The 13,719-nt window shown below is 68.1% G+C and carries 12 protein-coding genes; 5 read left to right on the forward strand and 7 right to left on the reverse strand.

The annotated features are described in order from the left end of the window. The first annotated feature begins 66 nt into the window (after positions 1 to 66). Together ACFQ9R_RS17925 and ACFQ9R_RS17930 are read left to right on the forward strand one after the other, a co-directional pair. Positions 67 to 1,251, forward strand: a complete 1,185-nt coding sequence (locus ACFQ9R_RS17925) for an NAD(P)/FAD-dependent oxidoreductase (protein WP_378991863.1) — start codon at positions 67 to 69, stop codon at positions 1,249 to 1,251. A gap of 10 nt (positions 1,252 to 1,261) precedes the next feature. Beyond that, complete coding sequence (locus ACFQ9R_RS17930; protein WP_378991864.1) at positions 1,262 to 2,200, forward strand: sigma-70 family RNA polymerase sigma factor; 939 nt, start codon at positions 1,262 to 1,264, stop codon at positions 2,198 to 2,200. A gap of 10 nt (positions 2,201 to 2,210) precedes the next feature. Here ACFQ9R_RS17930 and ACFQ9R_RS17935 read toward each other — a convergent pair whose 3' ends face one another. The 5 genes from ACFQ9R_RS17935 to ACFQ9R_RS17955 all read right to left on the reverse strand — a co-directional run bounded on the left by ACFQ9R_RS17935 (position 2,211) and on the right by ACFQ9R_RS17955 (position 8,852). Then, positions 2,211 to 2,828, reverse strand: a complete 618-nt coding sequence (locus ACFQ9R_RS17935; protein WP_378991865.1) for a methyltransferase domain-containing protein — start codon at positions 2,826 to 2,828, stop codon at positions 2,211 to 2,213. Positions 2,829 to 2,874: 46 nt separating this feature from the next. After that, positions 2,875 to 3,951 carry a metallophosphoesterase gene (locus ACFQ9R_RS17940; RefSeq protein WP_378991866.1) on the reverse strand — a complete coding sequence of 359 codons (1,077 nt, stop codon included), beginning with the start codon at positions 3,949 to 3,951 and terminating at the stop codon, positions 2,875 to 2,877. A gap of 179 nt (positions 3,952 to 4,130) precedes the next feature. After that, positions 4,131 to 4,889, reverse strand: coding sequence for an HAD family hydrolase (locus ACFQ9R_RS17945; RefSeq protein ID WP_378991867.1), 759 nt, complete (start codon positions 4,887 to 4,889; stop codon positions 4,131 to 4,133). Continuing rightward, positions 4,886 to 7,288, reverse strand: a complete 2,403-nt coding sequence (locus tag ACFQ9R_RS17950) for a glycoside hydrolase family 65 protein (protein WP_378992049.1) — start codon at positions 7,286 to 7,288, stop codon at positions 4,886 to 4,888. The genes ACFQ9R_RS17945 and ACFQ9R_RS17950 overlap by 4 nt, the downstream gene beginning before the upstream one ends. A gap of 85 nt (positions 7,289 to 7,373) precedes the next feature. Next, positions 7,374 to 8,852: a sugar porter family MFS transporter gene (locus ACFQ9R_RS17955; RefSeq protein ID WP_378991869.1), complete on the reverse strand. Its 1,479-nt coding sequence runs from the start codon at positions 8,850 to 8,852 to the stop codon at positions 7,374 to 7,376. 205 nt (positions 8,853 to 9,057) lie between these two features. Here ACFQ9R_RS17955 and ppk2 point away from each other — a divergent pair, with 205 nt between their 5' ends. Further along, on the forward strand, positions 9,058 to 9,993 hold the full coding sequence (ppk2, locus tag ACFQ9R_RS17960) for a polyphosphate kinase 2 (RefSeq protein WP_378629995.1): 936 nt from the start codon (positions 9,058 to 9,060) through the stop codon (positions 9,991 to 9,993). Between the two features lie 5 nt (positions 9,994 to 9,998). Here the strand turns inward: ppk2 and ACFQ9R_RS17965 are convergent, their stop codons facing one another. Beyond that, positions 9,999 to 10,736: a hypothetical protein gene (locus ACFQ9R_RS17965; protein WP_378991871.1), complete on the reverse strand. Its 738-nt coding sequence runs from the start codon at positions 10,734 to 10,736 to the stop codon at positions 9,999 to 10,001. 339 nt (positions 10,737 to 11,075) lie between these two features. Between ACFQ9R_RS17965 and ACFQ9R_RS17970 the strand changes: the two genes are divergently transcribed. Together ACFQ9R_RS17970 and ACFQ9R_RS17975 are read left to right on the forward strand one after the other, a co-directional pair. Continuing rightward, positions 11,076 to 11,732, forward strand: coding sequence for a CPBP family intramembrane glutamic endopeptidase (locus tag ACFQ9R_RS17970; protein WP_378991872.1), 657 nt, complete (start codon positions 11,076 to 11,078; stop codon positions 11,730 to 11,732). A 103-nt stretch (positions 11,733 to 11,835) separates the two neighbouring features. Beyond that, entirely contained in the window at positions 11,836 to 12,939 is a 1,104-nt protein-coding gene (locus ACFQ9R_RS17975) for a glycosyltransferase (RefSeq protein WP_378991873.1), read from the forward strand. A 1-nt stretch (position 12,940) separates the two neighbouring features. Here ACFQ9R_RS17975 and ACFQ9R_RS17980 read toward each other — a convergent pair whose 3' ends face one another. Beyond that, positions 12,941 to 13,639, reverse strand: a complete 699-nt coding sequence (locus tag ACFQ9R_RS17980) for a GNAT family N-acetyltransferase (protein WP_378991874.1) — start codon at positions 13,637 to 13,639, stop codon at positions 12,941 to 12,943. Positions 13,640 to 13,719: the final 80 nt, after the last annotated feature.

Genomic DNA, 13,719 nt, shown 5'->3' on the forward strand with positions numbered 1-13,719 from the left:
TCGATCCTGTCAGGGTTTCGGCGGCCGTCTCGTTCAGAAGGCACGCGAACCAGACAGGAGCCACTCATGAAGCACCGCATCGTCGTCCTCGGGGCCGGATACGCCGGGGCCTTCTCCGCCGGGGTACTGGCCCGCCGACTCCATTCCGACGACTTCGAGATCACCGTCGTCAACGCTGAACCCGATTTCGCCGAGCGGCTGCGCAATCATCAACTCGCCGCCGGGCAGAATCTGCGCCACCTGCCGCTGACGCAGGTGTTCGCGGGCACCGGCATCCGGCTGCGGGTAGCGCGGGTGAGCGGCGTCGACGTCGACCACCGGACGATCACCATTGCCGACGGCAACGACATCGACAGGCTCGAATACGACACCCTGCTCTACTCGCTGGGCAGTACCGCCGCCGTCCACGGCATCGCCGGGGCCGCCGAGCACGCCTACCACGTGGCATCCCGCCCAGCCGCGCTGCGCCTGCGCGCCCGGTTGGCCGCCCTGGGCACGAACGAGAAGGTCCTGGTGGTCGGCGGCAACCTGACCGCGATCGAGGCCGCCACCGAGATCGCCGAATCCCATCCAGGGCTCCAGGTCGGCCTGGCCACGCGCGGTGAACTCGGCGGGTGGCTGGGTGGCAAGGCCCGCCGCCACCTGTTCGACGCCGTCGACCGGCTCGGGATCACGGTCCACGAGAACACCACCATCACCCGGGTCGACGCGGCGGGCGCGGTTGCCGCCGACGGCACCACTTTCCCCGCACAGGCGACGGTGTGGGCAGCCGGGTTCGCGGTGCATCCGATCGCCGCGACCAGCGGTCTCGCGGTGGAACCCAACGGGCAGATCACCGTCGACCGGCAGATGCGGTCGGTCTCGCACCCCGACGTTTACGTCGCCGGTGACAGCGCGTTCGTCATCGGCGACAACGGTTTACCGTTGCCGATGTCGTGCGCGTCCGCCGGATTCACCAGCATGCAGGCCACGGCCACGATCGTCGGAGACCGGACCGGGCGCAAGATCTCGACGACCTCACTGTCGTATGTGGGCAACCACATCAGCCTCGGCCGCAAGGACGGGATCTTCCAGGTGGTCGACGGTGACGCGCGATCGAAGTCGTGGGCCCTGCGCGGGCGAACGGCCGCCCGCGTCAAAGCGGTGATCCTCGGGGTCAACCCCTGGAGCCTGAGCCACCCCACCTTCGGCATGCCCAGCCGCCGGTACCGCGCGGTCACCGATCGACCCCACGCCGTGGTCGCGACCTAGAGTCGTGCTCATGGACACTGCCACCGTGGCGCGTTTCGAGGCCAGCCGCCACCGGCTGGCCTCGATCGCCTACCGTCTGCTCGGCTCGGCCGCCGACGCCGAGGACACGGTCCAGGACGCGTTCCTGCGGTGGCAGGCCGCCGACCGCGACTATGTCGAGGTGCCGGAGGCGTGGCTGACCAAGATCGTCACCAACCTGGCGCTGGACCGGCTCCGCTCGGCGAAGGCGCGCCACGAGCGCGCGGTCGGCGCCTGGATGCCCGAACCGCTGCTCGACGGCGACCCGATGCTCGGGCCCGCCGACACCGTCGAGCAGCGCGAATCGGTGACCCTGGCGGTGCTGACGCTCATGGAACGGTTGTCGCCGACCGAACGCGCCGTGTACGTGCTGCACGAGGCCTTCGCGTACCGGCATGCCGAGATCGCCGGCATCCTCGACATCACCGTGTCGGCAAGTCAGCAACACCTGCACCGTGCGCGAGGGCGGATCACCGCCGCGCGCACCACCATCGACATCGACCACGGCGCCGCCCGCCGGGTCGTCCAGGCGTTCATCGAGGCCGCCACCTCGGGTCGCACCGATCGGCTGGTCGCGCTGCTGACCGATGACGCGACCGGCATCTCCGACGGCGTCGGCGGCTCGGCCGCGAAGCTCATCCGCTACGCGAGCCCGCAACGCCTGGCCACCGCGGTGCGGGCCGGTTTCACACCGAGCCCGGCCAAGCGACGCCTCGCCGGTGGCTCGCCGTCGATCTACGCGGTTGTGGCCAACGGCTGTCCGGCCGTGCTCGTCACGCTCGGCGATCGAGTCCTCGGCGTCGCGATCCTGGAGATGCGTGCGGACAAGATCGCCGGCATGCGCAGCATCGCCGCACCGCAGAGGCTGGGACGTCTCACCGCCGAATGGCAGCGGTGCGAGCATGACGCTCCGCTGGTCCGATCGTGGTGATCAGCTGTTTTCAGGAAGAACGCGCGACGCCGAGAGACAACGCCGCCCACGCTTTCGGGGCGCCCGGCTGATAGAACCGGTCGAGTTCGGTGATCTCGAAACCCGCTTCGGTGATCAGTCCCGCGATGTCGCGCGAGAGGTGACACCCGCCGGCGATCTTCTGCTGGATCGGGTCGAGGCGATGCTGCCAGAGCTGCACCGATTCCTCCGGCGCGAGTCCGTGTTCGACGAAGTGCAAGGTGCCGCCGGGGCGCAGGACCCGGCCGATCTCGGCGAGTGCCGCCGCGATGTCGGGGATGGTGCACAAAGTAAACGTCGACAGGGCGGTGTCGAAGGTGGCGTCGGGAAACGGCAGCGACTGGCCGTCCAGGCCCGCGCGTTCGATCGGGGTCGAGCTGCCCGCGACACGTTTCGCGGCGATCTTCCACGCGGTATCGGCGGGTTCGACCCCGCTGACCCGCTCGACCGCGGCCGGATAGAACCCGATGTTGTTGCCCGACCCGAACCCGATTTCGAGCACCTCGCCGTGTAACCCGGCGCAGGTTCGCTCGCGCAGCGGCCCGTTCTGGGCGACGCCGCAGACTTTGTCGGTGAGGTGCGGGAGGATCCGGTCGGTGTAGAAGCCCATCCACCGATCATCCTCCCGCCACCGCGTTTTCTGCACCCGGTCGCGCTCAGCCCAGTCGCCGGTCGAAGACCTCGGTGCTCGCGCCCGAGGCCGGGTCGACGGTGAGCACTGTCAGGTTCACCGAGTCGGCGGTGAGGTCCAAGACCATGAACCCCAGTTCGTGCTGGGTTTCGAACAGCGCGCTGTGCGCACCGCTCGTCAGCCGCGGCTGACCGCCCGCGGTCTTGCCCGCCGCGCCCGACACGATCTGGCGGGTGCCCTTGGTCGCCGGTGTGGGTTCGAGCACCTGCAGGGTGTGGTCGTGGCCCGACAGCAGAAACGACACCTTGCCCAGCACGTGGTCTTCGAAGAATCGCTTGGCGTGCACACCGTTGATCGGTTCGACCGGCAGGCCCTCGTAGTTGCCCGCGTCGCCGTGTGGGCCGTTGCTGATGTAGGCCTGATGGGTGCAGGCGATCTTCCACGGCGCGGTGGACTCGGCGAGCGCGCTGTCGAGCCAGGCGCGCTGTTCGTTCATGTACGGACCGTCGACGGCCCAGTAGGGGTCGAGGAACGGCGGGATGTAGGCCGCGAGGGGGTTGATGTCGAGCACGAAGAACTCCACGACCGGGTTCTGTTCGGGCACGCGCACCGAGTAGTAGCGGCTCGGCATCCACCAGCGCTGTGACTTCGCATGGTAGGCCACCTCGAAGTTGCCGCGCGCCAGCCAGCCGCCGTCGCCGGGGAACACCGAGCTGGTGTCGTGGTTTCCGAGCACCATCGCCCACGGAATGTCCAGTCCCGCATTGGGATTCTCGAATTTGGTGGCGAACTGTTCGTCGTCGGGCCCGTTGGGTCCGGTGTCGTAGATGTTGTCGCCCAGACCCACGGCGAGCGAGAACGGCCGGCGTGCGTGGAATGCGCGTGCCGCGTCGGCTACCGCCCACTGGGTGCGGGTGCCGGTGCCCGCGTCGCCGGTGACCAGCACCCGCACGTTACGCCCGGCCTGCGGGGTGAACTTGGGCACTTCGGCAGGCACCGCCGCGGCGGGCGTGAGCCCCACCAGCGACAGGCCCGCGACGACACCGGCGGCGCCTGCCAGAACTTCACGACGGCCGATTCCGGACGAGAACTGATCGTGCATGGTCACCTTCTGGGTAATGGCTCTATTGGACAACTGACCTGATCGAAGCACACTGACATGATCGTGACGCCGCCGCAGCCTAATGGGCGCGGCTCACGGATCGTCCGTCGGTCACGCGCATGTCGGCGAGCGTGAATATTTGCCCGACCCGGAAGCTCGTTCAGTTCAAGTCGAGTAACTCAGATCTCCCCCGACACGGCAGACCTGCGCCGATCCCGTTGGTCTTCGAGCAGATCCGCCAAATCGCTGACGACGACGTCGGCACCGGCGGCCCACAAGGCCGAGGCGCCGGTCCCCCGGTCGACCCCGATCACCCGGAATCCGCCCCGGCGCCCCGCCTCGACCCCCGACACCGCGTCCTCGATCACCACCGTGCGCACCGGATCCACGCCCAGACCCCGCGCGGCCGTGAGGAACATGTCGGGCGCCGGTTTGCTCGCGAGGCGCTCGTCGTGGGCGACCACGCCGTCGATCACTATCGCGAACCTGCCCAGCAGGCCGACGGTGTCCAGCACGAGCACCGCATTGCGCGAGCTCGACACCACCGCCATCGGGACACCGGCGGCGGCGAGCGCGTCGACCAGGCGCAACGACCCGTCGAACACCTCGACACCGTCACCACGGATGATCTCGGTGAAACGGACGTTCTTGCGGTTGCCCAACCCGTGCACCGTCTGCGCGCCGGGTGGATCGTCCAGCTCGCCGTCGGGCACGCGCACGCCGCGCGAGGCGAGCACCGACCGCACGCCCGCCGCGCGCGCTTTGCCGTCCACCAGCGCGAAGTAGTCGGCATCGGTGTAAGGGGCGGCGTCCGGCGCGATGGCGGGCAGGAACTCGGTGAACAGCGCCGACCACGCCCGCCGATGCACCGCCGCGGTGTCGGTGAGGACGCCGTCGAGATCGAACAGCACCGCCTGCGCGTCGAAGACGCCGGTCATGGCGCCCCGACCTCGACCACGACACCGGGTTCGAGTGTCACCGGCTGACCCCACACCGTGATCTCCACCGATGGCCCCGCACCGACCAGCTCGAAGCGCGCGTCCCGGTGCCCGAGATCGGCCCGCACCGACCGACCCCGCCAGTGCACCGCGTACCGTAACCGTTGCCAGGACGCCGGAAGCGCGGGTGCGAAACGCAATCCGTCGGCGTCGGCGCGCAATCCGCCGAAGCCGTGCGTCGCGACCTGCCAGGTGCCCGCCGCCGACGCGATGTGGATTCCCTCTTCGGTATTGCCCTGGTTGTCGTCGAGATCGACGAACGCCGACCGCTCGAAATACCGTTCCGCCGTGCGGCAATCGCCCACCTGCAACCCCACGATCGCATGGATCGACGGGCTGAGCGACGACTTGTGCATCGTGCGCTGCTCATAGAACTCGTAGTTCAGCCGCCGGGTGGCCGGGGAGTATTCGTCGGGCAGCATGTGCAGCAGCATCACCACATCGGGCTGTTTGAGCAGCGAGGTGGTCTCGCAGTCGAAAGGGCTGTAGCCGACCGGAAGTCGCGGCATGCCGTTGTCGTCCCAGTCGACGATGGGCACCACCGTGCGATCGAAATAGCCGTCGAATTGTTCGATGACACCGCAGTCGGGATCGGTCGGCGCCCGCAGCCGGTCCGCGGTGGCGAGCCACAGGGCTGGTTCACCCGCCTCCAGCCCGATCGAGGCCATGAGCTCGTACACCCGCTGGGGCCGTTCCCGCGACATCCGTTCGTACACCGCCGCCGCCTGCTGAAGATGCCAGTGCACCAGCCTGTTCGTGAACGCGTTGTTGTCGACGTGGGAGTGGAACTCGTCCGGTCCCATCACCGTCCGGATGGCGAGCCGATCGCCGTCCTCGACGCACCGCTGCACCCAGAATCGAGCGGTGTCGAACAGGATCTCCGAGCCTTCCCCGAACAGGTAGTCGTCATCGCCGGTGACGGCGGCGTAGCGCATGATCGCGTAGGCGATATCGGCGGTGATGTGCAGTTCTTCTTCGCGGGTGTAGAAACGGTCCTTCCCGTCCGGGGTGTATTGCGGACACTCCTCGCGGCCGGTATCGGCCGATTCCCACGGATAGCGCGCGCCGCCGGTTCCGTTGTCGGCGGCGACTTCCCGTGCGCCGGGCAGGGTGTGGTGGCGGTAGCCCAGCAGCGCGCGGGCGGCGCGCGGCCGGGTGAACAGGAAGAACGGCAGCAGCATCACCTCCGTATCCCAGAAGACATGCCCGCGATAGCCCTCGCCGGACAGCGCTTTCGCGCCGATGCTCACGGTCGGATCGTCGGGGTCCGCGGCGATGAGCAGGTGATAGATCGCGAACCGCAGCGCCTGGGTCACCCGATCGTCGCCGACCACTTCGCAATCGGCGGCGGCCCACATCCCCTCCCACGCCGCCCGGTTGGCCGCGGCGGCGGTGTCGAACGAGTCTGCGCGCGCGACGGTGTCGAGTGCGCGCGCCCGAGGTGGGCGCACCGCTCGGTAGTCGCGACTGGTGGCGATACCGACGAGCTTGTCCACCCGCACGGTTTCGTCTGCGCCCACGTCGAAATGCCACTGCACCTCGATGCCGTCGTGGCGGACCCGCTGGTGACGCTGCCCGCTGTCGGCCGAGCAGGTGAAGGCATAGGCCAGGTCGACCCCGCTGTCGATGGTGCGGCTTTCGATGACGCCGACCTCACCGTCGAATCCCGCACCGACCGACACCAGGTGCGTGGACTTGGCCCACTTGTCCCACTTGCGTTCGTAGCCGAATGCCGTCTGTTCGTGGTAGGTCGGCAACCGTTCGAGATTGCGCCGGTTCGCGTCGATACCGGTCCGCACCGTGACCGCCCCCGCGTAATCCAGGCACGTCACCTCGATCCGCAGACAGCACAGATCTCGGTCGGCGGAACTGGCGAACCGCTCGGTCCGCAGCCTGGCCCGCGCGCCGCTGGGCAGCCGGAACACGGTGTCGCGGTGCAGGACTCCGCTGCGCAGATCCAGTGCACGATGATGCTCGACCACCTGCGCGGACTCGGTGTCCAGGCGAAGACCGTCGACGAAGACCTCGCTGTCGAGCCAGTCCGGCGCGTTCACCAGATCGATGACCGGGGAGTCGTAGGCGTCGTAGACACCGGCGATGAATGTGCCCGGCAACGCCCCTGTGTGCCGTTCCTCGAGCGAGCCACGGGTTCCCAGGCGCCCGTTGCCGATGGTGAACATCGTCTCGAAGTAGTTGGCGCGCTGCGGGTTCCAGGCGTCCTCGACCACCGTCCACGAGGTGGTCTCGCTCGTGTGGGTCCGGGCGTTGCCCGTCTCACCGCCGCGGACCGCGCGCGATGCCCGGTTCGTCTGCGCTGGGTAGCCGTAGGCCGAATGCATCACGCAGCCTTCCTCGTCGAAGGGTGATCGATGACCGCACTGCGATGGTGACGACGTGGTCGAGCCGGTGGCGCTTCGGGCGGGGTCAGGTGCTGGCGATGGGCCGTTCGTAGCCGGCGGCCTCGTCCATGTCCTCGAGCGACATCCCCTTGGTCTCGGGCACGAACTTGGCGACGAAGCCCAGCGACAGCAGCGCGAACACCGCGTACATCCCGTAGGCGAAGCCGAGCGAGAAGGTCTTCAGGCTGGGGAACGAGACGGTGATCGCCCAGTTCGCCGCCCACTGGCCGGCCGCCGCGAGCGACAGCGCGGCGCCACGGATCCGGTTGGGGAACATCTCCCCGAGCAGCACCCACACCACCGGGCCCCAGCTCATGCCGAAGAACACGACGAACAGGTTGGCCGCGACCAGCGCGATCGGACCGAGCGCACCGGTCAGGTGTGGCTCCATGACGCCTTCGGCGTCGGGCAGCTGGTCGGCGCCGCCGAAGCAGATCGCCATCGTGGCCAGGGTGACGGTCATTCCGATCGAGCCGGTCAGCAGCAACGGTTTGCGGCCCACCTTGTCGATGAGCATGATCGCGACGATCGTGGTGGCGATGTTGACCACCGAGGTGAACACGCTGATCTGGAACGACTGGGATTCCTCGAAGCCGACGGCCTCCCACAGCACATTCGAGTAGTAGAAGATCACGTTGATGCCCACGGCCTGCTGGAACACCGACAGCATCAGCCCCACCCACACGACGGGATAGAGCCCGCCCGCCGGTCGGCGCAGGTCCTTCCAGGACGGCTTGGTATCGCTGCGCAGGCTCTCCTCGATCCGGCCGATGGTGAGCTCGAGGTTCTTCTCACCGAACAGCATCGACAGCACGCGCCGGGCCTCGGGGATCTTGTGCGTGGCGACCAGGTAGCGCGGCGACTCCGGGATCGTGGAGGCCAAGACGCCATAGACCACGGCGGGTACCACCATGGACAAGAACATCCAGCGCCAGGCTTCGAGCCCGAACCACAGGATCTCGCTCGCGCCACCGGCGAGGTGGGCGAGCACGTAGTCCACCAGCAGGGCCAGGAAGATGCCGAGCACGATGGCCAGCTGTTGCAGTGATCCGAGCCTGCCGCGGATCCGCGCGGGCGAGGTCTCGGCGATGTAGGCGGGGGCGATGACCGAGGCCACACCGACACCGAGACCACCGATCACCCGGCCGACGACCAGGATCCACACATCGGGCGCGAAAGCGGTGACCACCGCGCTGATGAAGAACAGGACCGCGGCGATCTTCATCACCTTGAGCCTGCCGATGCGGTCGGCGATCCGGCCCGCGGTCATGGCGCCCGCGGCGGCGCCGAGCAGCGCCGAGGCCACAGCGAAGCCGAGAACGGCGTCGGCGACATCGAATTCGGATTGGATCGCCGAGACGGCCCCGTTGATCACGGCACTGTCGAAGCCGAACAACAATCCGCCCAGCGCCGCCACGGACGCGATCCGGATCACGCGGCTGCCCGAGGCCGGCTCGCCGTCGGGGAGAGCGGACTGGTCGGTGAAGGAGCCTCCATCATGCATCGGCGTCGTCCTCTCCACGGCGGGCAGCAGTGCCTCGCGAGTAGCGGCGTGAATCAGATCACAGTCTGCCCCGAACGGGGTGCCATCTGCACCAATTCACGATAGCGAGCCCACATCGCCGTGTTGCCGGGTTGGCGCGGCAGCCTCGCTGCGCTGGGCACCGCGCGTTCATCTTCGCGACACGCACACCATTTAGCGTCACGGGATGACCGATGTCGAGATTCGTCCGATCCCCCGTGATGTCAGCGAGATCGCCGATCTCGCGACCGTCGTGAACCTGGCCGACACCACCGGATTCACCGTCGACGACAGCGACGACGACGATCCGATCCTGCTCACCGAACCCGGCGGCCTGGTCGTCGACACCTGGCGCGAAGGCTACCCCTACGACGAGCGCCTCTCGCGCCTGCAATACGACCTCGACAAGCGGTTACTGCAGATCGAGCTACTGAAACTGCAGAACTGGGTCAAGGCGACCGGGCGCCGCGTCGTCATCGTGTTCGAGGGTCGCGACGCCGCGGGCAAGGGCGGCACCATCAAACGCTTCATGGAGCACCTGAATCCGCGCGGGGCCCGGGTCGTGGCACTGGAGAAGCCCTCCGCGCGCGAATCCACCCAGTGGTATTTCCAGCGCTACGTCGAGCACCTGCCCGCCGCGGGCGAGATCGTGCTGTTCGACCGCTCCTGGTACAACCGCGCCGGGGTGGAACGGGTGATGGGTTTCTGCACGCCCGAACAGCATCGACGGTTCCTGTCGCAGGTGCCGCTGTTCGAACGGATGCTCGTCGACGACGGTATCGACCTGGTCAAGTTCTGGTTCTCGGTCTCGCCGCTGGAGCAGCGCACCCGCTTCGCCATCCGCCAGGTCGACCCGGTCCGGCACTGGAAGCTCTCGCCGATGGACCTGGCCTCGCTCGACAAGTGGGACGACTACACCGCGGCCAAGGAAGAGAACTTCGAGCACACTGACACCGATCACGCGCCGTGGATCGTGGTCAAGAGCAACGACAAGAAGCGCGCCAGGCTCAACGCGATGCGGCACGTGTTGAGCGGGTTCGATTACGGCAACAAGGATGTCGAGATCGTCGGCACCGCCGACCCACTGATCGTGGGCCGCGGGCGCGACGTGATCGGGTCCTGAACGTTCTAGCGCGTCAAGGCGACTCGGTGCGCGTCGAGCATCAGGGTGGCGAGCTCGTCGCGCTCGGTGTCGTCAAGGACATCGAAGCAGGGTGCGATCAGTTCGTCGGTCAGCTTCTCCGCCGCGTCCCAGCGCACCCGCACATCGTCGGTGACCGTCTCGAACGGTTCGGTCCAGCCGAGAAATTTCGCGTGACCGGGGCCGTCGAGGATCGGGGAGCCCGCGACCAGGATCGCCTGCAGCGGGGTGAGTCCGTTGGCCAGCACCGCGACCAGGTGCAGTCCGCCGCGGAGCTCGCGCAGCACATGGGTCAGTTGCAGCACCGCGGCCCGCCCGTCCTCGGGCACCGGCATGGCCCGCCAACCGGCGAACAGGGGCAAGCCGGTCGAGGGTGCGGCATCGACCACGCGGCGCAGCAGCTGTGCGAGCCGGTCGGCCTGCTCGAACGCGGCCAGTTTGCGTTGCCCGAAATCGCGACACGCGAGCATGTATTCCACCGCGGCGCCTGCGGCGGGCATCGGCACCGATTCCCATGCGGCGCGCACGCATCCGGGTTCGAAGAAGCCGAAGGCGGCGGTCACCACGTCGGCGTCGACGTCACCGAGCACCCCGCCACGGCCTCGCGTGTAGGCGCCGTGGAACCCGGCCACCCCGGTCGTCTCCCCGAACGCCCTGGCCTCGCGCGAGATCATGAACGCCCCACCGAGTTCGAGTACCTGCCGTTTGACCGTTGCCGACGTCATTCGTCTGCCACCTTCCACTGTTGTCCACTCCAGGCAGACTTTAGCGTTGCATAGTCAGATGCGATAGCCCTTCGCGAGGACAACGACCGAAATCCGTCGACCGCACTGCTCTACCGGACCTAGGCTGGATGGCCATGACCACCCAGCTCGTGGCGATCTTGTCCGGGCGCCGGTGTCTCCACCGACAGCGAAATCCCGGACTATCGCGGCCCTGCGGGCCTGTGGCAGGGCGATCCCGACGCCCAGAAACTGGTCACCTACGACTACTACATCGCCCTGCCCGCCCTGCTGGCGACGTTGGCCGCGACGAAGGCCGAGCACAGCGGCTAATCTCGGCAGATGACCGTCGACACCGGCCGCACCAGCCGGAAGACCTGGCTCACAGTCGAATTCGTCGCCCTCTTCTTCGGCCTGACCGGTTTGTTCGCGGTGTTGCTGCGCGGTGTGAGCCCGCTGCCTTTCCTTGTGGCGATCACCGTCGGCATCGTGATCTACCTGCGCCGCACCGGTTTCGACCGTGGCAGCTTCTGGCGGGCCGACGCACTGCGCCCCGCCCTGCCCGGCATCCTCGCGCTCTGGGCGATCTCGGCCCTGACCCTCGCCGCCGCGGTGGCGGTGTTCCGGCCCGATTCGCTGTTCGATCTACCGCGCGAACGTCCCCTGATCTGGGTCCTGGTCCTCGTGTTCTATCCGCTGGTCAGCGTCTATCCGCAGGAACTGCTGTTCCGCGCCTTCCTGTTTCACCGCTACGCGCCGATCTTCGGAGACGGTCCGCGCATGATCGCCGCCAGCGCCGTCGCGTTCGGTTTCGCCCACTTCATCGTCGGCAACCCGATCTCGGTGCTGCTGAGCGCGGCGGCCGGCGTTCTCTTCGCAGCCCGGTATCGGCGGACCCGCTCGCTGCTCACCACTTCGGTGGAGCACGCCCTCTATGGCATCCTCGTCTTCACCGTCGGCCTCGGCGACTTGTTCTATCACGGGGCAGCGGCCGCGTAACTCTCTCGATGCGGGGCCGAGGTGAACTATCGTCGACGTTGAGTCGTAGTGCTGGATGGTGGGGGTCGAGACTGCGGCCGCCCGGGGCGATGGCGGGGACCTGATGCGAGTGCTGTTCGTGGCGATGCCGCTGATCGGGCATCTGTTCCCGATGATGCCGCTGGTCGACACTCTGCGCGAGCGCGGGCACGACATCATGGTGGCTACCGGCGGGGACGCGGCCGCGGTGGTGCGCGCGCGATTGCCGGTAGCCGATGTCGCCCCGCCGATCAACTATCTGCGTGCCGCGGTGCGCGGGCTGGGGCGGCATCCGGTGCTGGCGGTGCGGTCGGGGAAGGGGATGGCGGACGCACGCGGCGGCGCCCACGTCTTCGCGGTCACCAATCGGCCGATGGTCGAGCCGCTGCTGCGTGCCGCTACCGAGTTCGCGCCGGAGGTGATCGTGCACGAGCCGTTCGCGGCGGCCGCGGCGATGGTGGCCGACCGGCTCGGCGTACCCACGATCCTGCACAACATCGCCCTCGACAACGGCACGGTGATCCGCCGTGAACTGCTGCGTCTGCTCACCGACGCCGCCCTGCCCGCTCCGGCGAGCACCCTGTCCATCGCCCCGCCCAGCATCGTCCGGGTCGAGGGGCGGCCGTTGCGCTACACCCCGTACTCCGCCCCGGGCGCGGACACCCCCGCGTTCCTGCGCGAACCGTCCACACGCCCACGCATTCTCGTCACCCGCTCGACCATGCTCGGCGACGGTCCGGACACGATGCTGCGGGCGATCGTGCGCGCCGCACCGTATGTCGATGCCGACATCGTCATCGTGCGACCCGATCGAAAGACACTGCGCAACACCGCACTTCCCGCGAACATCCGCACGACCGGGTGGATCGCCCTACACGAAGCTCTGCCCCACTGCACTGCCATGGTCAACCACGCGGGAGCCGGTTCGGTCTATGCCGCCCTCCACGCCGGCGTCCCTCAGATCGCCACCCCCGCACCGGGCGACCGAGCCTGGAACGCGAGCTCGGTGCAGCGACGCGGCGCCGGACTGTCGGTGCCTGCCCGTTCGATCACCGCCGCCCACCTCAACGCCCTGATCTCTGATCCCGACCTGAGGACGAACGCACGTGCGGTCGCCGCCGAGATCGCCGCGATGCCCGGTGTCAGCGACATCGCCGACGAGGTGACCCGATCGGCCGCCACCCGATGACCTAGGGCGCTTGCACCAGCGTCAGCGTCGACTTCTTGCGCACGGTGAAGCCCAGCGTCTCGTACAAACTGATCGCCGTCGTGTTGTGTGCGACCGCGTGCAGAAACGGTGTCTCACCCCGCGCGCGGATTCCGGCCCCGACCGCCCGAATCAACCGCGAAGCGATCCCCCGGCCCCGAAATTCGACATCGGTGCACACCGCGCTGATCTCGGTCCACCCCGGAGGATGCAGCCGCTCCCCCGCCATCGCCACCAACCGACCCTCGACCCGCAGTCCGAGATAGGTGCCCATTTCGATGGTCCGCGGCGCGTACGGGCCGGGTTCGGTTCGGGCGATCAGCTCCAAGATCTCGGGAACATCAGCGGCAGTGAGTCTTTCGAGCTCAGGATCGAGGGCAACCCGCAATCCCGCGCCGTCCATCTGCACGGTGTCGAACTCGGCGAGCACCGCCCACTCCGCCGGCACCACATGACCGATCCCGCGGATTCCAGCACTGCCGCCCGACCCGAGCACAGCGCCCAGATCAGCCCAATCCTGCTCGTCGAGCACCGCCGGATGCCCGACGAATCGCGCGACTTCCGGCTCATAGCGCCCGATCCGCCCCGTCCACCGCGCGAAACGACTGTGCTCGCCCCGCAACGAAGCCCGCACCGGATCATCGAGCGGATGCACCGCGATATCGACGTCGACGGTCAACACACTCTCCTCACCAGGCAACCCGACCGCCGAAACGTTAGCCGAGCACACAACCGCCGGTCACCGTTTGCACTCACCACGAT

The organism is Nocardia sp. NPDC056541, from assembly GCF_042794235.1.
Taxonomy (GTDB): domain Bacteria; phylum Actinomycetota; class Actinomycetes; order Mycobacteriales; family Mycobacteriaceae; genus Nocardia.

Coding starts and splice junctions, on each gene's coding strand:
- ACFQ9R_RS17965 (WP_378991871.1), bottom strand. CDS start 10,736: ATGACGTCGGCAACGGTCAAACGGCAGGTACTCGAACTCGGTGGGGCG.
- ACFQ9R_RS17945 (WP_378991867.1), bottom strand. CDS start 4,889: ATGACCGGCGTCTTCGACGCGCAGGCGGTGCTGTTCGATCTCGACGGC.
- ACFQ9R_RS17975 (WP_378991873.1), top strand. CDS start 11,836: ATGCGAGTGCTGTTCGTGGCGATGCCGCTGATCGGGCATCTGTTCCCG.
- ACFQ9R_RS17930 (WP_378991864.1), top strand. CDS start 1,262: ATGGACACTGCCACCGTGGCGCGTTTCGAGGCCAGCCGCCACCGGCTG.
- ACFQ9R_RS17950 (WP_378992049.1), bottom strand. CDS start 7,288: ATGCATTCGGCCTACGGCTACCCAGCGCAGACGAACCGGGCATCGCGC.
- ACFQ9R_RS17935 (WP_378991865.1), bottom strand. CDS start 2,828: ATGGGCTTCTACACCGACCGGATCCTCCCGCACCTCACCGACAAAGTC.
- ACFQ9R_RS17955 (WP_378991869.1), bottom strand. CDS start 8,852: ATGCATGATGGAGGCTCCTTCACCGACCAGTCCGCTCTCCCCGACGGC.
- ACFQ9R_RS17940 (WP_378991866.1), bottom strand. CDS start 3,951: ATGCACGATCAGTTCTCGTCCGGAATCGGCCGTCGTGAAGTTCTGGCA.
- ppk2 (WP_378629995.1), top strand. CDS start 9,058: ATGACCGATGTCGAGATTCGTCCGATCCCCCGTGATGTCAGCGAGATC.
- ACFQ9R_RS17925 (WP_378991863.1), top strand. CDS start 67: ATGAAGCACCGCATCGTCGTCCTCGGGGCCGGATACGCCGGGGCCTTC.
- ACFQ9R_RS17970 (WP_378991872.1), top strand. CDS start 11,076: ATGACCGTCGACACCGGCCGCACCAGCCGGAAGACCTGGCTCACAGTC.